Source organism: Rohdeia mirabilis, from assembly GCA_007750655.1.
In the GTDB taxonomy this organism is placed as follows: Bacteria; Planctomycetota; UBA1135; order UBA1135.
Genome location: CP036290.1, coordinates 1,154,565 through 1,178,118, shown reverse-complemented (window position 1 = coordinate 1,178,118; position 23,554 = coordinate 1,154,565). Strand labels below are relative to the sequence as shown.

Annotated in this window: 19 protein-coding genes; 12 read left to right on the top strand and 7 right to left on the bottom strand. The window is 70.3% G+C overall.

All coding sequences use genetic code 11. The annotated features are described in order from the left end of the window. Window positions 1-6: 6 nt before the first annotated feature. The 9 genes from Pla163_RS04420 to Pla163_RS04380 all read left to right on the top strand — a co-directional run bounded on the left by Pla163_RS04420 (window position 7) and on the right by Pla163_RS04380 (window position 11,594). Window positions 7-2,358, top strand: coding sequence for a hypothetical protein (locus tag Pla163_RS04420; RefSeq protein WP_145184166.1), 2,352 nt, complete (start codon window positions 7-9; stop codon window positions 2,356-2,358). Continuing rightward, window positions 2,355-3,011 carry a class I SAM-dependent methyltransferase gene (locus Pla163_RS04415; protein ID WP_145184163.1) on the top strand — a complete coding sequence of 219 codons (657 nt, stop codon included), beginning with the start codon at window positions 2,355-2,357 and terminating at the stop codon, window positions 3,009-3,011. Before Pla163_RS04420 ends, Pla163_RS04415 begins: the two co-directional genes overlap by 4 nt. Window positions 3,012-3,091: 80 nt before the next feature. Then, a complete protein-coding gene (locus tag Pla163_RS04410; RefSeq protein WP_145184159.1) occupies window positions 3,092-3,904 on the top strand; it encodes a dolichyl-phosphate beta-glucosyltransferase in 813 nt (270 codons plus the stop codon). 57 nt (window positions 3,905-3,961) lie between these two features. Continuing rightward, window positions 3,962-4,687, top strand: coding sequence for a glycosyltransferase family 2 protein (locus tag Pla163_RS04405; protein ID WP_145184156.1), 726 nt, complete (start codon window positions 3,962-3,964; stop codon window positions 4,685-4,687). Between the two features lie 1,139 nt (window positions 4,688-5,826). Next, window positions 5,827-6,498, top strand: coding sequence for a winged helix-turn-helix transcriptional regulator (locus Pla163_RS18735; RefSeq protein ID WP_419186316.1), 672 nt, complete (start codon window positions 5,827-5,829; stop codon window positions 6,496-6,498). A gap of 317 nt (window positions 6,499-6,815) precedes the next feature. Beyond that, a complete protein-coding gene (locus tag Pla163_RS04395) occupies window positions 6,816-8,219 on the top strand; it encodes an FAD-dependent oxidoreductase (protein ID WP_145184150.1) in 1,404 nt (467 codons plus the stop codon). Continuing rightward, window positions 8,216-9,139 (top strand): class I SAM-dependent methyltransferase, encoded by a 924-nt coding sequence (locus Pla163_RS04390; protein WP_145184147.1) that lies wholly within the window; start codon window positions 8,216-8,218, stop codon window positions 9,137-9,139. Before Pla163_RS04395 ends, Pla163_RS04390 begins: the two co-directional genes overlap by 4 nt. A 19-nt stretch (window positions 9,140-9,158) precedes the next feature. Continuing rightward, window positions 9,159-9,914, top strand: a complete 756-nt coding sequence (locus Pla163_RS04385; protein ID WP_145184143.1) for a class I SAM-dependent methyltransferase — start codon at window positions 9,159-9,161, stop codon at window positions 9,912-9,914. A 390-nt stretch (window positions 9,915-10,304) separates the two neighbouring features. Continuing rightward, window positions 10,305-11,594 (top strand): class I SAM-dependent methyltransferase, encoded by a 1,290-nt coding sequence (locus Pla163_RS04380; protein WP_145184140.1) that lies wholly within the window; start codon window positions 10,305-10,307, stop codon window positions 11,592-11,594. Window positions 11,595-11,627: 33 nt separating this feature from the next. Here the strand turns inward: Pla163_RS04380 and Pla163_RS18730 are convergent, their stop codons facing one another. Then, on the bottom strand, window positions 11,628-12,176 hold the full coding sequence (locus Pla163_RS18730; protein WP_419186315.1) for an SRPBCC family protein: 549 nt from the start codon (window positions 12,174-12,176) through the stop codon (window positions 11,628-11,630). Here Pla163_RS18730 and Pla163_RS18725 point away from each other — a divergent pair. Together Pla163_RS18725 and Pla163_RS04365 are read left to right on the top strand one after the other, a co-directional pair. Next, window positions 12,175-13,023, top strand: coding sequence for a hypothetical protein (locus tag Pla163_RS18725; protein WP_419186314.1), 849 nt, complete (start codon window positions 12,175-12,177; stop codon window positions 13,021-13,023). The two genes, Pla163_RS18730 and Pla163_RS18725, sit on opposite strands and share 2 nt — an antisense overlap. An 11-nt stretch (window positions 13,024-13,034) precedes the next feature. Continuing rightward, window positions 13,035-14,891 (top strand): purple acid phosphatase family protein, encoded by a 1,857-nt coding sequence (locus Pla163_RS04365; RefSeq protein WP_145184130.1) that lies wholly within the window; start codon window positions 13,035-13,037, stop codon window positions 14,889-14,891. Window positions 14,892-14,948: 57 nt separating this feature from the next. Here Pla163_RS04365 and Pla163_RS04360 read toward each other — a convergent pair whose 3' ends face one another. The 6 genes from Pla163_RS04360 to ptsP form a co-directional block, all read right to left on the bottom strand. Then, a complete protein-coding gene (locus tag Pla163_RS04360) occupies window positions 14,949-15,593 on the bottom strand; it encodes a DNA-3-methyladenine glycosylase I (RefSeq protein WP_145184127.1) in 645 nt (214 codons plus the stop codon). Further along, window positions 15,590-15,955 (bottom strand): cupin domain-containing protein, encoded by a 366-nt coding sequence (locus Pla163_RS04355; RefSeq protein WP_145184124.1) that lies wholly within the window; start codon window positions 15,953-15,955, stop codon window positions 15,590-15,592. Before Pla163_RS04355 ends, Pla163_RS04360 begins: the two co-directional genes overlap by 4 nt. A gap of 106 nt (window positions 15,956-16,061) precedes the next feature. Then, on the bottom strand, window positions 16,062-16,430 hold the full coding sequence (locus Pla163_RS04350; protein ID WP_145184121.1) for a DUF2237 family protein: 369 nt from the start codon (window positions 16,428-16,430) through the stop codon (window positions 16,062-16,064). Window positions 16,431-16,451: 21 nt separating this feature from the next. Further along, a complete protein-coding gene (locus Pla163_RS04345) occupies window positions 16,452-19,253 on the bottom strand; it encodes an ATP-binding protein (protein WP_145184117.1) in 2,802 nt (933 codons plus the stop codon). A 140-nt stretch (window positions 19,254-19,393) separates the two neighbouring features. Next, complete coding sequence (locus Pla163_RS04340; protein ID WP_145184114.1) at window positions 19,394-20,230, bottom strand: hypothetical protein; 837 nt, start codon at window positions 20,228-20,230, stop codon at window positions 19,394-19,396. A 263-nt stretch (window positions 20,231-20,493) separates the two neighbouring features. Continuing rightward, on the bottom strand, window positions 20,494-22,248 hold the full coding sequence (gene ptsP, locus Pla163_RS04335) for a phosphoenolpyruvate--protein phosphotransferase (protein WP_145184111.1): 1,755 nt from the start codon (window positions 22,246-22,248) through the stop codon (window positions 20,494-20,496). Window positions 22,249-22,410: 162 nt separating this feature from the next. Between ptsP and Pla163_RS04330 the strand changes: the two genes are divergently transcribed. Further along, window positions 22,411-23,529, top strand: a complete 1,119-nt coding sequence (locus Pla163_RS04330; protein ID WP_145184108.1) for a hypothetical protein — start codon at window positions 22,411-22,413, stop codon at window positions 23,527-23,529. Window positions 23,530-23,554: the final 25 nt, after the last annotated feature.

The following is a 23,554-nucleotide window of genomic DNA, read 5'->3' as shown; positions in this document are numbered from 1 at the left end:
ACCACGATGATCCCGATCGACGCCGCACCCACCGGAGCCCGACCCCACGCGCCGCGTTCGCGCATGGAGCGCGCGGCGGGTTGGCTGGCGGCGGCGACGCTCGTGCTGCTGCTGTGGCCGCTCGTCGTCGGAACAGCAGGTCCGGTCGGCGACGCCACGCTCTTCCACATGCCCTACCAGATGCTGGTGGGCGACTTCGCGCGCGCGGGAGAGCTCCTGCTCTGGAACCCGTGGACCAACGGCGGCTCGCCCGACGGCGCGGAACCCCAGATCGGCGCCCTGTCGCCGCTGGCGGTCGCGATCGGCTGGCTCGGCGGCGGCACGAGCGCGTCGTTCGTGTGGTTCTGGATCGCGACCTGGTGCCTGTCGGCCGTCGGCATGGCGCGCCTCGTCCAGCACCTCGGCGCGCCGGGTTGGGCGCAGTACGGTCTGGCGCTGGCCTGGTGCACCAACGGCGCGTTCGTCGGCCACGCGGGACACACCTGCTTCATGCACGTGTTCGCGCTCCTGCCCTTCGCGGTGTGGTGCCTCGATCGCGCGCTGTCGGCCGAGCGCACGGGCGAGTTCGCGCGCCTCGCGGCCTGCGCCGGTGGCTGGTGGGGCCTGTCGGGTCTGGCCGGCTATCCGGGACTCGTCGTCGTCAGCGCGATGGTGCTCGCGGGCTGGTGCCTGGTGCGCCTGATCCCGCCGGTGCGCGGCGAGTCGCCTGAGACCAGCGTTCCGCGCGCGGCCGGTGGCCTCGTGATCCTGGTGGTCGCCGGGCTGGCGGTGCTGGCGCCGAGCTACGCCGCGTTCTTCGCCGAGGGTTCCGGCTTCAGCGGCCGCACCGGCGCGCTGTCGCGCGAGATCGCGACGGGTTGGAACGCCGAGGATCCGGCCGCGGCCAATCCCCTCGAACCGCTGGCACTGTTCAGTCTCGCGAGCCCGGTCGTCGCCCCCGCCGCCGCGCACGGACCGGCGTCGGACCCCTTCGCCATCACCGATCCGTCCTCGGTCGGCGCCAACGCCGGGCTGGCCGTATGGGTGCTGGCCGGGATCGCGCTCGTCGGGGTGCGAAGGTCGCGGCGCAACACGGCGCTGTTCGCGCTCGGGCTCCTGTCCCTGGGCCTCGCGCTCGGACACGCGCTGCCCCTGCGCGCCTGGGCCTACGACCTCCTGCCGCCCCTGCGCTACTTCCGGCACAGCGCCTTCTTCCGCGTCGGTCTGTTGTTCGCGCTCACCGTGCTGGCCGCGCGTGGAGCGAGCCGCATCGACGCGCGGGCCGTTCGCCGGTCGGCGCTCGCGGTCGCGACCGTGGCGGGTGCGGCGACCGCGGCGGCGTTGGTCGTGCTGCCGGAGTTGACCGCGTCGACGCCGGTCCTCCTCTTCGCGGTTCCGCCCTTCGCCACGCTGGCCGTGGCCTTCGCCGCCGGTGCGAATCGGCGGCGCGCGACGGGTGCACTCACACTTCTGACCGCCGGGGGTGCCGCGTTCGCGCTGCTCGTCGGTCGGCCACTCGTGATGGAGGACGCCCAGCGTCGCGACGCACTCGACGCGCACCACGTGGGCCTGGTGGACGCCGTCGACGACGACGTCGCGCAGACCGGGTTCGAGCGCGATCCGTTCGCCTTCACCATCGCTCCCGAACGCACGGCAGCGCTCCTCGCCGGCGACACCGCCGCTCTCGCGGAGGACTTCGCCAACCCCGTCGGCACCCTGTTCGACTCGGCCAACCTGCCGGGCAAGGAGAACGTGCTGGCGGGCTACACGGCGCTCAACAACCGGCGCCACCACCAGCTCGCGGCCTTCCCCGCTCTGCTCGACCAGGCGCTCGGTCGCGAGCGCGTGTTCTTCGCCGCTGCCGCGCTCCACCTGCCCGACGACGACGCCACCTTCGAGGCCTTCACGGCGGCGGCGGCCGGTGGCGACGTGCCACTGGTGGTGCACGACGCGGACGCGCCGCCGACCGAACTGGGCGCCGACGCGGCCGAACTGGTGACCGCAGCGCGCCTCGACCGCGTCCCGTTCGCCGTCGAGCGGTTCGAGCCGCGCGTGCTCGAACTCGAGCTCCTGCGCCCGCCCGCGACCGACGGCTGGATCCTCGTCACCGAGCGCTGGGCCGCCGGTTGGAGCGCCGCGGTCACGGGACCGGAAGGGGACGTCGCGCCCGCAGCGGTCCACCGCGCCGGATTCCTGTGGCGCGCCGTGGAGGTACCGGCCGGCGCGCGCACGGTCCGCTTCACCTATCGGCCCTTCGGTTGGCCGGGGCTCCTGATCCTGTCGTGGGGCGTGCTCGTGGGACTCCTGGCCTGGTCGCTCGTCGCGCGCACGAGGTCGGTCGCGCCCGACGCCGCCGAAGGTGCGATACTGGAGCCGTGAACGACGACGTCGCGAAGCGCATGCGCACGGAGTGGGACCAGCGCGCCCGCGAGAACGCGCGGTACTACATCGCCGACCGCGAGTCCGAGGGCATCGCCTTCGACCTGTCGGGCTGCCGCGACGCGTACCGCATCCTCGAGGAACTGCACCCCTACCTGCGGCCCGACATGCGGATCCTCGAGATCGGCTGCGGGATCGGGCGCATGCTGCGCTTCTTCGCGGTCATCTTCCGCGAGGTCCACGGCTTCGACGTGGCGCCCGGGATGATCGAGCAGGGCACCGAGTTCCTCGCGCGCTTCGACAACATCCACCTGCACGTGGGCGACGGGACGACGCTCGCCCCCCTGATCGACGGATCGATCGACGTGGTCGTCTCGCACGCCGTGTTCCAACACGTGCCGGACCTGGGCGTGATCGAGAGCTACGTGGCCGAGGCCCATCGCGTGCTGGTCCCCGGCGGGGTCTTCAAATTCCTCGTCAAGACCGAGCGCTGGACGCACCAGGGCGACGAGCACGACACCTGGCACGGTGTCGAGGTCACGCGGGCGAACCTGGACGACTGGGTCGCGCGCCAGGGCTGGGAGTTCGTCACGGCCTACAGCGCCGACGAACCCACGACGGCCTGGGCGGTCCTGCGCAAGCCGGCCGAGTAGCGGCGCCGGCCCAACCCAGCGACCAAGTTTCGCGGCTCCGGGTGACGGACCCCGTTCCACGGGTCACACTAGGTGCGGCCATGTCCGCTTCTCCCCCCCCTGGAACGGCCCCCTCGCTCGGTGAGGGGGTCGAGCCGTACCTCTCCGTCGTCCTTCCCGTCTACGACGAGGGCCAGGTGCTCGAACGCAACCTGGGCCGGCTCGTGGCCTTCCTGGACGAGCAGGGATTCGGCGGCGCGGGACCGAAGGAGCGATCCGGAGGTGGCACGGGCTTCGAGATCGTCGCGGTGGACGACGGGTCGCGGGACGACTCGCGCGCCATCCTCGACGCGTTCGCCGCCGCCGACCCGCGCCTCGTGGTGCTCGGATTCGAGCAGAACCGCGGCAAGGGCGCCGCCGTGCGCGAAGGGATGCTCGCCACCCGCGGACACCTGGCCGTGTTCATGGACGCCGACCTGTCCACGCCGCTCGAGGAGTTCGGCCCGCTCGTGGCCGCGCTCGAGAGCGGACACGACGCCGTGCTCGGCAACCGCCGCTCGCCGGGCAGCCGGATCGAGCGGCACCAACCCTGGCTGCGCGAGACGCTCGGCAAGGGCTTCACGCTCCTGACCCAGCTGCTCCTGGTCCCCGGCGTCCACGACTTCACCTGTGGCTTCAAGGGCTTTCGCCGCGACGCCGCCCGCGCCGTGTTCTCCCGCTCGACCCTCGACCGTTGGGCCTTCGACGCCGAACTGGTCGTGATCATCAGCGAACAGGGTCTGCGTCTGGCCCAGGTGCCCGTGCGCTGGAAGCACGAGGACGACACGAAAGTGCGTGTGGTGTCCGCCGCCACGCGCGCCCTGTTCGACCTCTTGCGCGTGCGCGTGCGGCGCATGCGCGGACTCTATCGCTGACGGCCACGCCGCTCTCCGCTCTCGCTCGACTCCCCCCTCCCGAACGCTCGCTCCACCATGTTCCAAGGCAAGCACGTCGCCGTCGTGGTCCCCGCCTACAACGAGGAGGGGACCATCGCGGGTGTGGTGGAAGAGTTCCTCGACGAGCCGCACGTGGACCGCGTCATCGTGGTCGACAACAACTGCAAGGACGCGACGGCCGAGCGCGCGCGCGAGGCGGGCGCCGAAGTCATCGCCGAATCGGCCGCGGGCTACGGCTGTGCGTTGCGCGCGGGTCTCGACCACGGCGTCGCGACCGCGGCCGACATCTTGATCCTGACCGAGGCGGACGGGTCGTTCCGCGCCTCCGACGTTCCCAAGTTCCTCTTCTATCTCGAGGACTGCCGCATGGTCCTCGGGACGCGCACGACGCGGCAGATGGTCGAGCAGGGAGCGAACATGCACAAGCTGCTGCGTTGGGGGAACGTGGCGATGGCCAAGCTGCTCGAGCTGTTCTGGTACCTGCCGCACGAGCCGCGCCTCACCGACGTCGGCTGCACCTATCGCGCCCTGTGGTCGTCGGCCTGGAAGTCGATCCGCGAAGGCACTCGCGAACCCGGTCCGTCCTTCTCGCCCGAGATGATCTGCGCCGCCTACCAGCGCGGGTTGCGCGTGATCGAGATCCCGGTCCACTACGGCGCTCGACTGGGCGGGGAGTCGAAGCATTCGCAGAGTCTTCTACACGTGTCGCGCACGGCGCTCGGCATGTTCAAGGCGATCTGTCGAAAACGCTTCGTCGGCTGAGGCGCAACACGCCCCGCGACCCGTCGGCACGGAGCCGCGCGACCCAGGACCGTTCAGACGGTGTTGGGTCGCGCGGTTCTGCTGGAGGCTCGCTCTCGCACGGCCCGACACCGCACGCCCCGACACTGCACGGCCCGACACTGCACGGCCCGACAACGTGAAGTGCTCGGGGAAGTGCTCGACCAGGTGTGTCGACCGCGGCTCGAACCAGGAACGTCCTTCTGCGTTGTCCACCTCGCGGAGAACAGCAGGTTTCGGCGACCGCGGTGCGTTTCGCGGAGAACGGCGAGAACGGCTCCACGCCTCGAACCGTCCGTGCGTAGCGCAGCCCCGGTTCGGGCACTCGACTTCGGGCACTCGGTTCGAGCTGCGCGGAATCGCCCGGCGGTCCCGCGCACGAGCGCGTTCGCGCACGGCCCACGCCAAGCCCACTTCGTCGCCCTCCCGGCGTCGCCCTCCTTTCGATGCCTCACCCTTCGGTGCTCCACTCTTCGTTGCCTCGCCGTGTGGATGCAGCGATCCCCGAACCGCAGCGGTAACCGCTTCGCCGCCCAGCCCTAGGTCCGTCGCGGTCCCCCACTCGCCCCCACATGCAAGGCCCCCTGTCGCGCTCCGGATCGTCGCCGGAGCACCCCCTCGAGACGGACGAACCCACACGTCCGACCACGTCGCCCACCGATCCGTTCGGTTCGGCGCCCGTGGTCGAACTCCGTTCACGCGACGCGCGACGCGACCCGCGCGTCGCTCCCCCGCCGGGCCCGTCGACGTCCAGCGACACGGCCCGCCACGCGGGAGGGAACGAGCGCGCCAGTGACGTGCGCGGCGGTGCAGCGCGAGACGGTGCAGCGCGAGACGGTGCGGCGCGAGACGGTGCGGCGCGAGACGGTGCAGCGCGAAGGAGTGAGCCGCACGGCACAGGAGCCGCGCGGCACGCACCCGGCGGAGCGTCGGGCGCACGAACCACCGCGGACGCGACCACGCCTTCGAACGAGCGCGCGCCGCTCGGAGACGGAGCCCGGAACGAACGGGGTGCCCAGGTCCTCGTCGCCCTGCGCGACCGTTCGCGAGCCGAGCGACTCGAGCGGGACCTGCTCGGACTCGACGGCTGCGCCCGCGTTCGCCACACGGACCCGAACCGAGTGCACGAACGGATCGACGGGCACGACCACGTGATCGTGCTCGAGCTCGACGCGCCCGGCGACCGGAGCCTCGTCGAGGACATCGCGGCCCGCCAGGCCGACGCACGACTCGTGATCCTCGTCGAACGCGCGGACCACGGGCTGCGCGCGACGTTGATGGACGCAGGTGCGGACCACGTCCTGGACGGCGGAGCCACCGGCGCCGAAATCCTCGCCTCCGTGGGGACCCACGTCCGCCGGCTGAACGGAGCGACCCGTGGCGCCGCGCGTTCGAACGGCCCGCGAGCGACGGTCCGCGGGCACGGCGGCCCCCTCCCGCCGCGCGAGTCGGGCGACGGCTCGGTGCAGGTCGGCACGGCCCCCGAGCGGGTCGAGGTCGAGGAGGGCCTCGTGGTCGACCTGGGTCGGATGCAGATCGAGCGGGGCGACCGGTGCCTGGACCTGACGCCCCTCGAGGCCGGGATCCTGGGACACGTCATGCACAACAGCGATCGGGTCGTGGCGCGCGACGAGATCTTGGAAGTGGTCTGGGGCGGGCGCGAGTCGCGCGCCTGCGCCCGCACCGTCGACGTCCACGTCGTGGCGCTGCGGCGCAAGCTCCACGGGGGCACGAGCGGATCCCAGCGACTGTTGCGGACCGTGCGTGGGCTCGGCTACCGCTGGTGCGGTTGACGGGTCGCACTCGACGGCGAAGTTCGGCAAGAGGGACCCGGCGGCCGGGCCGTCCGGCCTGCGCGCCGCTCGATCGGGGCTGTGCGGTGGGGTCGGCCCGGGGCGACCGGCCACCGCCGACGGGTCGCCGTTGACGACAGATTGACCCGCGAGGTCGACGGGATCGACCCGACTTTCGGGCCCCGTGCGGTCTCCAGGGATACACTCGGAGGGTCCGGCTGCGCCCAGAAGGGTCCCGAACGACCCGCCCGACGGCCTCGACGGTGGCGGGCGGCGCGCCGACCCACCGATCGAACCGTTCTCCCTCCCTGATCGTCATGCACGTCGTCGTCCTCGGCGCTGGCCTCGCCGGCCTCGCCACCGCCTACGAACTCGCGAAGGCGGGCGTTCCCGTCACCGTGGTCGAGAAGGCCGACTACGCCGGCGGCATGGCCTGCTCCTGGGAGAAGGGCGGCTTCTGGCTCGATCACGGTCCGCACCGCTTCCACAGCCGCGACGAGGACCTGATCAAGCACCTGTACGAGGTGCTCGACGACGACATCGTGATCCGCGACCGCATGTCCCGGATCTACATGCAGGGCAAGTTCTTCGACTACCCGCTGAAGGCGATGAACGTCCTCAAGGGCCTGCCGAAGGGCCTGATGATCAAGGCCATCTGGGACTACATCTGGATCCGCACGACGCAGGTCTTCAAGCCGATCCCGGACGACAACTTCGAGAACTGGGTCAAGAAGCGCTTCGGCAAGACGCTCTACGAGATCTTCTTCGGCAGCTACACGTCGAAGGCCTGGAAGATGCCCTGCGACCAGATCAGCGCCGACTGGGCCAGCCAGCGCATCAGCCAGGCGAACCTGTGGGACACGATCGTCAAGACGCTGAACCCGCCCCGCGAGGGCGAGGTGCGCAGCCTGGTCAACGAGTTCTGGTACCCGCGCTCGGGCGGCATCGGTCAGATCGGCCGCAAGTACGCCGAGAAGATCGAGGAGATGGGCGGCCGCGTGCTGCTCGAGACTCCGGTCACCCGCATCGAGGTCGAGGACGGCGTCGCCAAGCGCGCCATCTGCACGACCAAGGACGGCGAGGAGATCGCGCTCGAGTGCGACGAACTCGTCAACACGATCCCGCTGCCGCGCCTGCTCGAAGCGCTCGATCCGGCCATCGGTGAAGCCGAACGCGACGCGATCAAGGCCCTGCGCTACCTCGGCATCGTCTTCGTCTACCTCGAGGTCCAGCAGCCCACGGTCTCGCCGGACCACTGGGTGTACCTGCCCGAGAAGCACCTCACGGTGCACCGCATCAGCGAGTTCAAGAACTTCTCCGACGCCGACGCGCCGGGCGACCGCACGGTCGTGTGCTGCGAGATCACCTGCAACGTGGGCGACGAGCACTGGAACATGGACATCGACGAGGCCACGGCCCTGGCCGAGTCCGACCTGGTGAAGGTCGGCCTGCTCGAGCCCGGAACGGCGCGCGGCATCGACCTGCACAAGCTCCCCTACGCGTACCCGGTCTACGACCTCACGTACAAGGAGAACCTCGAGACGCTCAAACGCGCCGCGAAGCAGGTGAAGAACCTGCGCACGACGGGCCGCCAAGGTCTGTACCGCTACAACAACATGGACCACTCCATCGCCATGGGTCGCCGCACCGCGAAGACCCTCGCGAAGGGTGTCGACGCGCGGGCGGAAGAGGTCGCGGCCGAGCAGGAGTACTTCGGTTGATCCAGGTACCGGGCCTCGCGCGAGAGGTCCCCGAGGGAGCGTTCCAGGACGTCGCGTGCGGGCTGTGTGGCTCGGATCGGCGCGAGGTCAAGTTCACCGACGGGCCCTTCTCGGTCGTCACCTGCGGAGAGTGCGGGCTGACGTACGTCACGCCGCGCCTGCTCGACGAGTCGCTGCTCGCCGACGTGTACGACGAGGGCTACTGGTCGTCGAACGCGGCCAGTGATCGCGGGTACACGGACTACCGCGCCGACGCCCCGCTGTACCTGAAGACCTACCGCAAGCGGTACCAGATCGTCGAACGCTACTTCGACCGACCGGGCCGCGTGCTCGACGTCGGCTGTGCGGCGGGCTACTTCCTGGCCGTGATGCAGGAGAAGGGTTGGGACGTGACCGGGCTCGAGCCGTCCGATGCGATCCGCCCGATGGCCGCCGAGCGCCTGGGTGAGAAGAACGTCCTGCCCGGACTGCTGCACGAGGCGCCGCTCGAACCGGCGTCGTTCGACCTGGTGACCTTCTGGGACGTCGTCGAGCACATCCCGGACGTGGTCGGCGCGCTGAAGTACGTGAAGACGCTGTTGAAGCCCGGCGGGAAGCTCCTGATCGAGACCCAGAACGTCGCCAGCAAGACGGCCGCGAAGATGGGCAAGACGTGGCACCACTACAAGCACGCCGAGCACATCTACCACTTCGACCCCTCCACGATCGTCAAGTTGATGGACGACGCGGGCTTCTCGATCCTCGAGAACACGCCCAAGCTCGGCGGCAAGTACGTGAGCCTCGAGTTCATCGTCGAGCGAGCCGGACGCGTCCACCCGCTCATCTCGACGCTCCTCTCCCCGCTCCGCTTGATGGGCCGCGCGTCGGTCTACGTCAACCTGAACGACGAGATGATCGTGATGGCCGAACCGCGCCACTGAGCCCCGCAGGAGACGCACCGTGGATCAGAAGGCCTACGAACAGTTCCTCGGACTGGAACGCGACCACTGGTGGTTCCGTGGGCGGCGAGCGGTCTACCTCGGACTCCTCGAGCATCACCTCGGCGGCCAGCGACCCGCGCGCGTGCTCGACCTGGGCTGCGGGAACGGTGGCTTCCTCGAAGGCCTCGACCGGGTCGGCGACCACGTCTTCCCGTCCGACATCTCGCTCGAGAGTCTCGTCACCTGCCGCCAGCGCGGCTTCCCCGACGGCGTCGTGTCCTCCGGCTACGCCCTGCCCTACGCCGACGCTTCGTTCGATCTCGTCTGCATGTTCGACGCCATCGAACACATCGAGGACGACGAGCGGGCGATGCGTGAAGTGGCGCGCGTCCTGCGCCCGGGCGGACACATCCTGGTCAGCGTGCCGGCCTACCAGTTCCTGTACGCGAACAACGATCGCGTCGCCCAGCACTTCCGCCGCTACACGCGCCCGCGTCTGGCCGGCGTCTTCGAGCAGGCGGGCCTCGTCGTCGAGCGCAACAGCCACGCGAACATCTTCCTGTTCCCGGTGATCCTCCCGGCGGTGCTCGCGATCAAGGTCCTCGAGAAGGTCTTGAAGAAGGACGCCAGCAGCGACCACACCAACCTGTCCTGGCCCATCCCGCAGTTCGTGCACGACCTGTGCTTCCGGCTCTTCGCGGCGGAACTGCCGTTCACCAAGCGCTTCGACTGGCCGGTCGGGCACTCGATCGTCGCGATCGCGCGGCGCTCCTAGGAACCGGCGCGGGGTGCGCCTCGGGCAGCCGCCGGATCCGGCGTCGTCGAGCGGTTCGGCACTCGGTCGAGTGCGACCGGGCGCTCCCCGCCGGTGTCCCCGTCTCGGTCGGGGCACCGAGGGACATGGGACGGATCTCTCGCGGTCCTCGGAGCCCCGCCCGCAGGCCCTGCGGACCACGGCGGGCCGCCCGGCGCCGCCCTTGATCGAAGCTTGACGGGAGCCGCGACGGTGCTTTGCGGCTCCAGGAGACCATTCCGGCGTGACCGGTGCGCTCTCGGCGTCTCGGCACTGGACCGGGACGTCGTCCCGGACCGAATCGCCAACCAGAGATCGCCCCGACCCGGTCGATCCAGCAGGGTCGCCAGCGCCGACCGACCGCGAGACACCATGTCGAACGACTACACCGACCGCTTCGAGGAGCTCCGCCGAGAACTGGCCCGCATTCCCACCGCTGTGAAGCCGGGAGCGAACGGAGCCAGCAACGGCGCGACGAACGGAGCGACGAACGGGAGCACCGCTGCGAGCCAAGTAGCGCCCGTGACGACTCCTTCCGTGGACGACGAACTCGCTCGGAGCACCGCACCGGCGGCCTCGACCGCACCGACGCGTTCGAACGGGCGCAGCGCGAACGGCACGTCGTTCAACGGGCGGGTCGCCAAGTTGCTCGGAAAGCGCGACGACACGCACGACGCGTTGACGCGCGATCTTCGCTCCGCCCGCGAGCGCGCCGACGCGCTGACCGACCGACTCGATCGCGCCTGGGCCATGAACGAAGTGGCGCGCAACCAGCTCGAGGCCGCCGAGGCCAAGATCGCCGAGCTCGAGCGCCAGTTGGGCGAGGAACCCTCCCTCTACCCGGCCGGTCACTTCTACGCCCCGTCGCCGAGTCCGCGCGACCGCGACCGCGAGCACGAGTGGACCCTGCGCTGGTGGCGCGAGGACCCGAGCGGGATCGACATGCGTCGCGCCTACCAGGTCGGGATCGCCCACGAGCTCTTGAACGCCTACCCGTCGACGACGCTGTGCGAGGAGCCGACCGAAGGCAAGCGCTACCACGCGCGCAACGGCTTCTACCCCTTCGGCGACGCGTTCGTCCTCGAACAACTCGTCAAGCGCGAAGTCCCCCGCCGCGTGATCGAGATCGGATCGGGTTTCTCGTCCGCGGTGCTGCTCGACACGCTCGACGAGATCGGTGACGCGCCCACGCGCTGCACGTTCGTGGACCCGTTCCCCGACCGCCTGCACCACCTTCTGAACGACAGCGACCGCGAGAAGCACCGCGTCATCGAGCGTCGGGTCCAGGAGATGCCCCTCGGCGAGTTCGACGCGCTCGAGGCCGGCGACATCCTCCTGATCGACTCGAGCCACGTCTCGAAGGCCGGCAGCGACGTCAACTTCCTGTTCTTCAACGTCCTGCCCCGACTGGCTCCGGGCGTGCGCGTGCACATCCACGACGTGCCGTTCCCCTTCGCCTACCCGCGCGATTGGATGGACGAAGGTCGCGCCTGGACCGAGGCCTATCTCCTGCGCGCCTTCCTGCAGTTCAACGACCAGTTCGAGGTCGAGTTCTCGACGAGCTACCTGCTGCAGCACCTCGAGAACGAGATCCGCGACGGACTGCCGCGCGTGTTCGCCGCACCGGGCACCGCGTTCTGGATCCGACGCCGGGCGCAGTGACGAGCGCCGTCGCGACGATCTGATCCACGCCGGTCAGCGCGGGTTCGGGCGGCCGAGGACCTCCTCCTCGAGCCCCTCGAGCCCGCGCTCCAGATCGGCTCCGACCAGGCTGTCCATGAACAGCCCGATCCAGCGGTGGACGGGGTTCGCGGCCATCACGCCGGAGAGGCTCCAGACCACTTCGGTCCCGCCGCGCGCGTCGCCCTCGAACGCGAACGCGCCGACCGAACGCAGGACGGTGTCCCCGTCGACTCCGGTGAGCGCGAATTCGATGCGGTCGGGATCCGCGAGTTCGGTCAACTCGATCGTTCCCTCGCCGTGTTTCGGGCCGGACCAGTGCATCGCCCGCGGCACACCGAACGCGTCGGGATCGTCGAACGTCCACACGCACTCGGGGTCCTCGGCCCGCGACCAGGCCGTCCACTGCGGCCACGACTCGAGGTCGCGCACCTGGGCGCGTACGCGTTCCGGCCCGGCGGCGAGGACTCGACGGCGCTCGATGCGATAGTCGGCCGGCAGCCAGAAGCCGACCAGCACCAGGGCCAGGACGATCACGGTGACCGCGACGAGGAGCTTCTTCATGGACTCCAAGGTAGCGACCGCTCCCGCGCGCGACGCTACCGTGCTGGGCATGGAAGCGACGGGAGTGGTCCCCGCGAGGGCGAAGGGCGCGGCCGAGTGGATGCTCCGATTCGCGGTGGCACTGCAGTGCGTCGGAGCAGCCTGGTGGTTCGAACACGGCTCGTCCGCCCTCGAGAGCTTCGCACTGATCGATCTGGGCTGGGACGTGGACGCAGCGGGCTGGCTCGATCGCATCCAGTCCATCGCGCTGCTCGCGGGAGCGGTGGTGGCGCTCGCCCGGCCGCGGCGCGTTCCGCTCCTGGCCGTCGCTCTCCTGTTCGCGACCGAGGCCGTGTTCCACGGACTGGGCGACGAGCGCCTGTCGCACGTCGCGCCGTACGCCGCCGGGATGCGTGTGGCGGCGCCGTTCGCACTGGCGCTCCTGGCGCCCTCGCGTCCGCAGACGAACGACGCCCCGCTGTGGGTGCTGAAGGTCGGGATCGCGGCCGCCTTCGTGGCGCACGGCGTCGAGGCCTGGCTCCGCAATCCGGCCTTCATCGACCTGGTGCTGGCGTTCGACATGCGACTCGGAGGCTTCGGGTTCGGACTGCACGAGTCGGACGCGCGCGCGATCCTCGTCGCCATCGCCGTCCACGACTGGATCCTGCCCGTCGCGCTGTTGGCCACTCGCTGGCGCTGGGTCCCGGTGTGGATGGGGATCTGGGGCGGAGCAGCGGCGCTGGCGCGCGTGGTCCAGGGCGGACTCGACCTGTGGCCCGAAGCGGTGGTGCGAGCCAGCCACGGGCTGGCGCCGTTCGCCGTGGCTGCGCTCCTGTGCGCCCATGCCGGAGCGCGGCGGCGCTGCTAGGCTCGGCGCCCATGTGGATGCTGCACCGAACGCTGCTGTTCGTACTGACGCTGATCGCGGCCGGACCCGTCACCGCCCAGGGATTCCGCGACGACTCCGCCTTCGAGTCCCTGTGGACACCGTTCGAAGGCACTCAGCCGGCGCACTGGCGTGTGGTCTGGCACACCGATCCGAGGACCGCCGCCAGCGTGTCGTGGTCGACGCGCGACGCGGGCACCGTGCACCGCGTCCACCTGCGCGCGCTGCCGGCGGACGAACGGCTGACCGGCCCCGCGACCGACCCCACCAGCTACGCGTCCGTCCACGACGCCGCGGTCTCGGGACCCTTCACCCCGAGCGCGGGCGACGGCGAGAGCGACGGTCCGCTCGGCTCCTACCACCACGTTCGACTGACCGAGCTGGTCCCGGGCACGCGCTACGCCTTCCTGATCGAGTCCGACGGGCAGTTCTCGCCGCCGCTCGAGTTCCGCACCGCACCCGCGAGCGGTGCCGACCTCGCGTTCGTGTACGGCGGCGACAGTCGAACGGGCTGGCGTGACCGCTGCCGCGTGAACCTGATGATCGCCGAACTCGCGACGCGCCATCCGGACCTTCTGTGCTTCGTCCACGGCGGCGATTTCGTCGAACGGGGCTCGGCGAGCGCCCAGTGGCTGCGCTGGCTGAGTCACCACGAACTGACGACGACGGCGGATGGACGCGTGCTCCCCATCGTTCCCGCGCGCGGCAACCACGACTGGGGGCCGGGGTACGCCGAGGTCTTCGACAGCCCAGGGCGGACCGGTACCGAGTCCGGCGGGGCCTGGTTCCGCACGGACCTCGGCGCCGGCGTGTGCGTGCTCAACCTCGACACCAACGTGCCTGCGCTCGGCGATCAACTCGAGTGGTTGGAGAGCGAACTCCCCCTGGCGCGCCGCGACGCTCGTTGGCTCCTGCTCAACTACCACCGTCCGCTCTTCCCCGCGGTGAAGTCTCCCGCCGCGATGGCGCCCTACTGGGCTCCGCTCTTCGAGCGCAACGACGTCGACCTCGTCTTCGAGTCGGACGGACACTGCATCAAGCGCACGCTGCCGATCCGCGACGGCGCGGTCGACCCGACGGGCGTGACCTATGTCGGTGAGGGTGGGCTCGGCGTGCCGCAGCGCAAGCCGAACCCGTCGCACTGGTACTTCGCGGACGGCGCGTTCACCGGCCGTGGACACCACGTCACCCTGGTCACGGCGAGCGCCGAGTCGCTGCACGTCGAGACGCACGTCCTGCGGGAGTCCGACCACACGCTCGAGGGGGCGATGACGCTGATCGAACGCGGCGCGCAGTGGTCCTACCTCGCGGGCAGCGACCCCGAGGCGGACTGGGCCTCCACCGACTTCGACTCGAGCACCTGGAAGGTGGGGCCCGCGGGCTTCGGCTACGGCGACGGCGATGACGCGACGGTGCTGGACGACATGCGTCACGGCTACGACCGGGTGTACCTGCGCGCCACGTTCGACGTCGACCCGGCCGCGCTCGCCGGGTCGGCGCTCGCTCTGTCGATCGACTTCGACGACGGCTTCGTCGCGCACCTCAACGGCGTCGAGGTCGCGCGATCGGGCGTGACGTCGGGGAACGGGCCCCGGGCCGAGGGGGTCGTCGACCACGAGGCCGGGACCTTCGAGACCATGGCGCTGCGGGGCGCAACGACACTCCTGCGCCCCACGGGCAACGTCCTCGCGATCGAGGGGCACAACATTTCGGTGTCGAGCAACGACTTCAGCCTCCATCCGTCGCTCCTGGTGGCTCCGCTGGACGCGCTCGATCCGTTGCGCCAGCACTTCGACGTGGTCGACGACCACACGCTTCGGGTTCGAGCGAAACAGCGCGAGGGCGAGTGACCTGGCGCCACTGCGGACGAACGCGAAGGTCGGGCCCCGCAGGTCCGCGACCGCGCTTCAGTCGCCGCGCGACGGCAGCAGGGTCCGCTCGCGGGCCTCGTCGCAGACCGCGCGGTGGACGCAGCCCGGCACGTGGTCGTTCACGAGGCCCATCGCTTGCATGAACGCGTAGAGCGTCGTCGGGCCGAGGTACACGAATCCCCTGCGCTTCAACTCGCGGGCGAAGGCCTTCGACTCGTCCGTCGTCGCGTGCAGACCCGTGAAGGGCCGCGGCCGCCCGTGCTCGTCGAAGCGCGCATCGAAGCGCCACGCGAGTCGCGCCAGCGACCCCAGTTCGTCCACGACCTCGAGGACGCGCGCCGCGTTGTGGATGGCCGCTTCGATCTTGCCGCGGTGCCGAACGATGCCGACGTCACCGAGCAAGCGCTCGACGTCGGCCGGACCGAAGGCGGCCACGGCGCGCGACTCGAAGCCGGCGAAGGCAGTGCGGAACGCCGGGCGCTTGCGCAGGATCGTCAACCAGCTGAGTCCCGACTGGAACGCCTCGAGGCACAGCTTCTCGAACAGGCGCGCGTCCTCGGTGACCGGACGCCCCCACTCCTCGTCGTGGTAGCGCACGTACTCTGGATCCTCGCCGCACCAGCCGCAGCGCGCGAGACCGTCGGCTCCGACGACGGCCGATCCCGCCGGCGCCGCGCTCATTCCTCGTCGCGGTGGACGGTGTCGGGTGCGAAGGCGGGCATGCAGACCGCCACGTAGCTCGCCCCGCCGGCGTGCGGGGTGCTGTAGCGGACCCATTCGCCAGGGGCCGTGACGATCGCCTGTCCGGCGCGGACCTCGAGCGTTCCGCCTTCGTGCTCGACGTTCAGCGTGCCGGTCAGCACGACGGTGATCTCCTCGAACTCGGGCCGTTGGCCGGGCTCGATCCACCCCTCGGGCGAGACCATGCGCGCGACGCTGACCGACGCGTGCCCCGAGTTGACGCGCCCCGCGTACTCCTCGATGCGCTTGGGCTTGTTGCCGGCGGGTTCGATGATCGTCGGAGCGTCGATGAGTCGCGGCATGTGACGTGGAACGGTGAGAGGGTCGGTGAAAGGTCGGACGAAGCGGCGCGAACGGGGCGCGCCGCTCCGCCACGTGAGGGGGCGTGGACGTGAGGGGGCGTGGACGTCAGGAGGCGTGGGCCTTCAGGTCCTCGAGCTCGCAGAACTCGAGCGCCGATCCGTGGGTCGCTTCGAGCACGACCAGCGGCGCGCACCCGGCCTCGAACGCCTCCTTCCAGCGCTTCACGCACACGCACCAACGATCGCCCGGTCGCAGGCCGGGAAAGCGGTGCTCGGGCACGGGCGTCGAGAGGTCGTTGCCGTTGGCCCGGGAGAACGCGAGGAACTCCGCGGTCATCACGGCGCAGACGGTGTGGAGGCCGAAGTCGTCCGATCCCGTTCGACAACAGCCGTCGCGGTAGAACCCGGTCAGAGGGTCGTGGCTGCAGTCGAGCAGCTCGGTGCCGAGCACGTTCTTTCCACGTCGGGTCGCCATGGCGCGATCCTAGCGACCGGTTCAGGCCGTGGCGACCCGCAGGATCGTCTCGACCAGCCGCCGTCTGTCGATCGGCTTGGTCAGGTAGTCGTCGCAGCCGGCCTCGATACAGCGCTCCCGATCCCCTTGCATGGCGTGGGCCGTGAGCGCGACGATGCTGACCGTCTCCCCGCGAGCTCGCAGGATCCGAGAAGCCTCGTAGCCGTCGATCTCGGGCATCTGCATGTCCATCAGGATCACGTGCGGTGGTGCCCCTCGAGCGGCCGCGGCTTCGAAGCGCTCGATCGCCTGACGTCCGTTCTCCGCGAGTTCGACCGCCGCCCCCGCCCGAGTCAGGAGCAACGAGATCAAGCGGCGGTTGTCGGCGCCGTCCTCGGCGAGGAGCACGCTCATGCCGGCCAGTGGCGAGTCGCCGGGTCGCGCGCCACGGGGAGTCAAGGGCTCGAGCGAATCGATGTCGCAGTCGAACGCGGGCTCGCAGGGCGCTCCGCGGATGCGCGCGACGAAGCGGCTTCCCACGCCTACTTCGCTGGTGGCCGTGACGTCGCCGCCCAAGAGGCGCGCGAGTCGCGCGGAGATCGACAGTCCCAGGCCGGTTCCGCCGAAGCGACGGGTCAGGGATCCGTCGCCCTGGGTGAACGCGTCGAAGACCTTCTCGAGCATGTCGTGCTCGATGCCGATCCCCGTGTCCGTGACCTCGATCGTGAGCTCGCACAGACCTTCCTCGACGGTCCGCGCGCTGGTGCGGATCGTGACCGCGCCTTCCTGGGTGAACTTCACGGCGTTCCCGACGAGGTTCGAGACGATCTGCCGCAGGCGCACGACGTCGCACTCGAGCGACAGGGGCACGTCCTCCCCGTGCTCGACCTCGAGTTCGATGTTCGCGTCCTCCGCGGGGCGGCGGTACAGCGCCACCACGTCGTCCACGAGGCTGCGCGGGTCGAGCGGATGGCGCTCGATGGTGAGTTCACCGACCTCGATCTTCGAGAGGTCGAGAACGTCGTCGAGGATGGCGATCAGCTGTTCGCTGTTGCGACGCAGAGCCAGCCCGGCTTGACCGGTCTCCTCCTCGTTCAGCCCTCCTTGCAGCATGAGCTCGGCATAGCCGAGGATGGCCCCCATGGGCGTGCGGATCTCGTGGCTCATGTTGGCCAGGAACTCCGACTTCGCGCGGCTCGCAGCTTCGGACTGGGCCCGCGCTTCCTCCAGTTCCTCCGCCCGCTGTCGCAGGAGGTCGCGCGACTGCTCGAGGGCGGCGACCATCGCCTCGCGTGCCTCCCGCTGTTCGCGAATCGCCGTGATGTCCTGGAACGAGCCGAAGATGCGGACCACTTCTCCGTCCCGACGATCCGCGCGTCCGAGCGAGCGTGTCCACACCGTGCGCCCCTTGGACGTGAGGATGGGCAGCTCGACCTCCCAGGGCTGATCCTCCTCCATGGCACGGCGCAGGCACTCCTCGAGCTTCGTCCGCGCTTCGCCCTTGTAGAACTCGAGGGCCTCCTCCAGCGTCGGTACCTGCCCCACCGGCAGGTCGTGGATCCGGCAGACCTCGTCCGACCAGTCGACGCGACCGGTGCGGATGTCGAGCTGCCACGCTCCGATCGATCCGAGCTGCGCGGCCTCGGACTCGAGCATGCGCTTGTGTTCACGTTCCGCCGCGACGCGCAGTTCGAGCTCGTCCGCGCGCCGCCGCGACCGGAACGCGAACGCGATCAGGGAGAGCACGAATCCACTGCTGGCGCTCCCGATGAGGAGGACACGCAGCGCGGGAACGAGACTCGCGGCGAGAGGCGGTTCGGCGACTCGAACGGCGAGTTGGAGTTCGCGGCCGGCGAAGGGAACGACCTGGGTGCTCTCCATCCGACCCGCTCTCGAATCGAACACCGGATCGCCGTTCACGACGATGTCGCCGTCGACCAGGACCGCCGAGGCCTCGGGAATGCTCGCGAGCGACTCGGCGAGCAACGCGTCGTAGTGCACCGGGATGCCGACCCAGCCGCGCACGCGGTCCCAGCTGTACGGGCTCGAGTCCGAAGCGATCGACTCCAGGGCTTCGACCGCCTCGGAAGCCTCTGACTCCGTCGACGAGGGGAAGTGATCGGACGCGCGGTAGTGGTCACCGCTCCAGGGTGCGGGCGCTGCGCCGTCGCTCCACTCGACCGCTCCCTCACCGACGTTGTAGATCGGGAGGAAGACGGCCGAAGCGAGCGGTCCATCGACGTCCTGGATCAGCGGGAACGCCTCGGCGACCGAGATCGCGTTGGTGGCCGCGGAACGTTGGAGAGCCGTTCGCGACTGAGGGACGGACGCCACGTTGAATCCGATCGCTCCGCCGTTGAGGTCGATCGGCGCGTGGAAGCGGATGACGCAGAGGTCTCCCTGGTCACCGTCCGAAGCGAAGGGGTGGTCGAAGACGTGGTGCGGTCGGCCGTCGGCGTGCTCCCAGCGCCGCAACCACGCCCCGACCTCGGACCTCGGAACGCGATCGATGAGTGCGATGCCGATGGCTCCCGAACGAGCGAAGTCCGTGGAGCCCGTGCGGACGAACTGCTCCCAGCTCTCGAGGTCGACGTCGTCGCTCGCACCGAGGAAGGCACGAGCCGTGTGGAGCTTGACCTCGAGGTGCGTGAGGCGGTCGCGGAGGACGTGAGCGACCTCGCGCGCAGCACCGTCCAGATCGCTCTGGATCCGCAGGTCGGACGACAGCCACTCCGAGTAGGTGGCGGCGCCGGTCACCGTGCAGGCGACGATCAGGGCTGCGGCCTGGATCCGGCCGAAGTGGATCGCGGGTCGACGCGGTTCGCTCTCGAAGGGGACGGACATGGGGTCCGCATCGACCACCGCGGCCCGGAACCCGAAGCCCGCTCGGGCCTCGTGCCTCGCCGGGGCCCAGGTACGGGGCGCCTCGGCTCACGCGCGAGCGGCCCCACCAGCTCGCGTGCGCCCCGCCTCTCGGGCAGGCCTCAGGACCCCTTCGTGTAGCGCCGGCTGACGTTCTCCCGCCCCATCGCCTTCAAGCGCTCCTCGTCCTTGCGAAGGCCGAGGTGGTGGGCCTTCGAGACGACGCTCTTGACCGAGCGGGAGAGGCTGCGGGCGATCTCGAGGTTCGGTTCGGTGGGATAGCGCTCTCGCAGGAGTTCGAGCTCCTCCTCGGACCAACGCGGCATCCGCGTCGAGCTGGCGCCGCTCAGTCGGCGGACGAAGGCCTTGTCCTTGGCGAGGGCGAAGCGCGCGGCCTGGCGGCGGATCGACTCGACGCTGCGCCCCAGGATCAGGGCCAGATCCTCGTCCGTGCGCCGACCGTAGATCCGGCGCAGACGTTGGACCTCTTCGTGGGTCCAGCGGCCGGTTCGACGCAGCTGCTCGAGCTGTTCGATCTGTCGCTCCACGTCCGCGGCCGAACGACCGAGCACGCGCGCGATGACGTCGGAGGGACTCGCTCCGAGGTACTCCTTGAGGCGCTCGATCTCGTCCGTGCTCCAGGCCCCGCGCCGCTTGCTGCCGTCGAAGACCTTGACGGCCATCTCGCGCACGCTCTTCTCGGTGCGGCCCAGCTCGCGCGCGATCTCGTCCTCGGTCCGCAGCCCGTAGTGCCGACGCAGGTAGGCCGTCTCTTCGGCCGACCAGCGTCCGCGGCGCGGCGTCCGTTCGGCGCGTCCTTCGGGTGCTTCCGCTGCGGACTTCGACGCAGCCGTCTTCGCGGCTCCGGATGTCGCGGTTCCGGACTTCGCCGCGCCGGACTTGGCAGCGCCCGACCTGGTGCGGCGGGCGGTCTCACCCTGACGTCGCTTCGGACACATGGCGAGTGGTGCGGGGCGCTCGAGACGTTGGGGGACGAACGTGCGCGGGGCACGCGGGGACGATCAGCTGCAGCGAGTGCGCAAGTCCTTGTGCACACGCTCCTTGACGATGCGCCGAGTCTAGGACCCCACAGGTCCGTGGCGCGTGCCCCTCGTGACCGGTGTGCCCGCCGCCGGGAAACCAGTTCCACGGTCGGGACGGCTTGCGCCGCACACTCGGAACGCGGCCACCGCGGGGTGCGACGCGACGCGACGGTCGAGACTCAGGCCCCGTCGATCTCCTCGTACAACTCCTCGCGCGCCTCGCGCATCAGCTCGCGCACGTCGCGCGCTCGACGCTGACTCGTCACCGCTTCCGCCAGCTCGCGCGCCTTCTCCATCGTCGTGCTGCGGAGCAGGTACTTGATCTCGGGCACGAAGTGCGGGGCCACGCTGACCGAGTGGTAGCCGAGCCCCAGCAGCACGAGGGCGTTGAGCGGATCGCTGGCGAGGTCGCCACAGACCGAACAGGGCTTGTTCTTCTCGGCGCAGGCGTCGGCGACGTCGCGCAGCGCCTGGAAGACCGAGGGGTCGTAGGGCTCGTAGAGCTTCGCCACCCACGAGTTGTCCCGGTCGACGGCCAGGAGGTACTGGACCAGGTCGTTCGTCCCGACGCTGACGAAGTCGATCTCGTCGAGGAACGAGCGCAGATTGAAGATCGCGGACGGCACCTCGACCATCACCCCCAGCGGGATGTCGTCGGGGATCGAGTAGCCCTGCTCGTCGAGGTCGAGGCGCAACCCGTCGAAGATCGCGAGCGCCTCCTCGAGCTGGTCGACCGAGCTCACCATCGGCAGGAGGACGCGCAACGCACCGCTGACGCTGGCCCGCATCGCGGCGCGCAGTTGGACGCGCAGGAGGTCCGGCCATTGGAGGCTCACGCGCAGTCCACGCCAGCCCAGCGCCGGGTTGCGCTCGGGCGGCATCCGGAAGTACTCGAGCTGCTTGTCGCCGCCGATGTCGAGCGTGCGGATCGTGACCGGTCGCTCGCCTAGGCGTTCGGCCACACGGCGATACATCCGGTACTGCTCCTCCTCGGAGGGGAACTCGCGCTTCTCCATGTAGAGGAACTCGGTGCGCAGCAGTCCGACGCCATCGATCTGGTCCAGGTCGAACGTGTCGAGGTCGTGCACGCTCTCGATGTTCGCCTCGCAGACCAGACGTGCTCCGTCGACGGTCCGCGCGGACTCCTTCGCGAACGCGGCGACCGCCTTCTGGCGTCCCTCGCGGGCCTCGATGCGCGCCTCGAACTCGGCGCGATCGGCTTCCTCCGGCTCGAGTTGGACGATGCCGTTGTCGCCGTCGACCCAGACCTCCATGTTCTGCTCGAGCCGCCCGAGCAGTCCCGGCAGACCGACGATGCACGGCAGGCGCATCGAGCGCGCGAGGACGGCACCGTGCGAGAACCGGCCGCCCTTCTCGCACAGGACGGCGAGCACGCGACTGCGATCGACGAACGCGATGACCTGGGGCGTCAGTTCGGGTGCGACGAGGACCACCTGCTCCTGGGCCTGGCCGACCTCGGCCCGGTCGCGCTCGAGCAGCATGTCCAGGACGCGCCGCCAGGGGTCGGACACGTCGGCGGCGAAGGCACGCACGGGCGCCCCCTCGAGCTTGCCCATGCTGACCTCGAAGCGGTCGATCAGGCGCTGGATCGCAGCCTCCGCGTTGATCGCCTCCTCGCTGATCGCCTTCTCGACGTTCCCGATCGCCGTCGGGTCCGAGAGGATCATCCGGTGGACCGCGAAGATCTCCGCGTCCTTGGCGTTCGTCGTCCGTGCGACGCGCGCCTGCTGCTCTCCGAGGAGCTGCTCGACGGCCCGGACCGCGGCTTCGAGGCGCTCGATCTCGGCGCCGATGTCCTGGGCACGCACGTACCAGGTGGGAACCTCGGAGGAGCCCGCCCGGACGATGTGGGCCGGACCGACGGCCAGTCCGGCCGACACCGCGAGACCTCTGATGACGCGACTGGAGACCATGGGGCCAGGCTACCACCAAGCCGGCGCGATCCCGCCTCCACCGACGCCGCGCCGCCCACGGTGTGCTTTGCGGGGATCGTCCTCAAGCTGGGGGCTCCGGCGCACCGAACCCGAACGAGTCCGATACCAGTGTGGGAGCGACTCAGGGGGCGCCACGGGGACATGAACGATCGAAGCAGTGTGAGAGGAGCGGCGAACGAACCGCTCGAGACCTACGACGACGGCCGGTTCGACAGCGGACTGGCCGAGCGCCTTCCCGCGCCGCTACCGGCGGCGTCGGAGTGGTTCGCCGGACCGCTGGCCGTGGCGGGAATCGGATGCCTGGCGGGCATGGCGATCCAAGTGGCGTCCGGACTCGGACTCGGCGGCAGCGCCCCGATCGTCACCCAGATCGCCGACAAGTTGGTCCAACTCGGTGGCTCGCCCGCGCTGCTCGGCATCGGCGGCTCCGCGTTGATCGGTCTCGCCATGGGCGCCACCGCGCGACTGCGTCAGACGCGGCGCGTGCTCGAGGCCATGGGCCAGACGCCGGACTACGGCGCGTGGCTCGAGGATCTCGACGAGGGCCTCCAGCGCATGCACGTCAGCCTCGTGACAGTCGAGTCGCACCTGGCCGGATCGATCCGGAACGTGGGCGACGAACTGGTGGAACGGGTCGAGGCGGCGACGCACAGCGGAGGCGAGCGCGGCGACCGCGTGATCCAGGAACTCGGTGCGCGCCTCATGCGACTCGAGTCCTCCGTCGGAGCCGTGTCCGCCACGGTCGGTCGGCTCGAGGAGCTCCAGGACCGAACGGCGGCGGCGACGGGGCACGACGAGCGCGTGCTCGACGAACTCGGTGCTCGCATCGACCAGCTGGTGCGTTCGCTCCAGCACGACCTGGACCTGGGCGACTCGACCGAGCACGCCTCGCCGTCCGAAGGTCACGTCACCGCGGGCCCGAGGCCGCGCAGGATCGACGACGTGCCGCCGACGGTCGAGCCCGAGGTCGACGAGCACGCCGAGGCGCAGGAGCTCGAACGCACCGAGCTCGAACGCGCCGCGACGGCCGCGCTGCACGCGAACACGGCCGAGCGCTCGAACGGCACGCCGTCCATCGAGGAATCGGTCGACGGTCCGGCTGCGGCGATGCCGACGCAGCTCGAGGCCCTCGAGGACGATCCGTGTCCGGTCGACAACCTGCCGCTCTTCGCCTCGGTCGAAGGCACGGCCGAGGTGACCCGCGAGGCGGAAGCGCACGAACGCAGCGCGTCAGCGCGCCGCAATCCCTACGACGCCTGAAACGGCAGCGGGCGCGGGCCTCGCG

Coding starts and splice junctions, on each gene's coding strand:
- ptsP (WP_145184111.1), bottom strand. CDS start 22,248: ATGGTCTCCAGTCGCGTCATCAGAGGTCTCGCGGTGTCGGCCGGACTG.
- Pla163_RS04405 (WP_145184156.1), top strand. CDS start 3,962: ATGTTCCAAGGCAAGCACGTCGCCGTCGTGGTCCCCGCCTACAACGAG.
- Pla163_RS04345 (WP_145184117.1), bottom strand. CDS start 19,253: ATGTCCGTCCCCTTCGAGAGCGAACCGCGTCGACCCGCGATCCACTTC.
- Pla163_RS04355 (WP_145184124.1), bottom strand. CDS start 15,955: ATGCCGCGACTCATCGACGCTCCGACGATCATCGAACCCGCCGGCAAC.
- Pla163_RS04365 (WP_145184130.1), top strand. CDS start 13,035: ATGTGGATGCTGCACCGAACGCTGCTGTTCGTACTGACGCTGATCGCG.
- Pla163_RS04360 (WP_145184127.1), bottom strand. CDS start 15,593: ATGAGCGCGGCGCCGGCGGGATCGGCCGTCGTCGGAGCCGACGGTCTC.
- Pla163_RS04340 (WP_145184114.1), bottom strand. CDS start 20,230: ATGTGTCCGAAGCGACGTCAGGGTGAGACCGCCCGCCGCACCAGGTCG.
- Pla163_RS04350 (WP_145184121.1), bottom strand. CDS start 16,430: ATGGCGACCCGACGTGGAAAGAACGTGCTCGGCACCGAGCTGCTCGAC.
- Pla163_RS18730 (WP_419186315.1), bottom strand. CDS start 12,176: ATGAAGAAGCTCCTCGTCGCGGTCACCGTGATCGTCCTGGCCCTGGTG.
- Pla163_RS18725 (WP_419186314.1), top strand. CDS start 12,175: ATGGACTCCAAGGTAGCGACCGCTCCCGCGCGCGACGCTACCGTGCTG.
- Pla163_RS04410 (WP_145184159.1), top strand. CDS start 3,092: ATGTCCGCTTCTCCCCCCCCTGGAACGGCCCCCTCGCTCGGTGAGGGG.
- Pla163_RS04380 (WP_145184140.1), top strand. CDS start 10,305: ATGTCGAACGACTACACCGACCGCTTCGAGGAGCTCCGCCGAGAACTG.
- Pla163_RS04330 (WP_145184108.1), top strand. CDS start 22,411: ATGAACGATCGAAGCAGTGTGAGAGGAGCGGCGAACGAACCGCTCGAG.
- Pla163_RS04420 (WP_145184166.1), top strand. CDS start 7: ATGATCCCGATCGACGCCGCACCCACCGGAGCCCGACCCCACGCGCCG.
- Pla163_RS04395 (WP_145184150.1), top strand. CDS start 6,816: ATGCACGTCGTCGTCCTCGGCGCTGGCCTCGCCGGCCTCGCCACCGCC.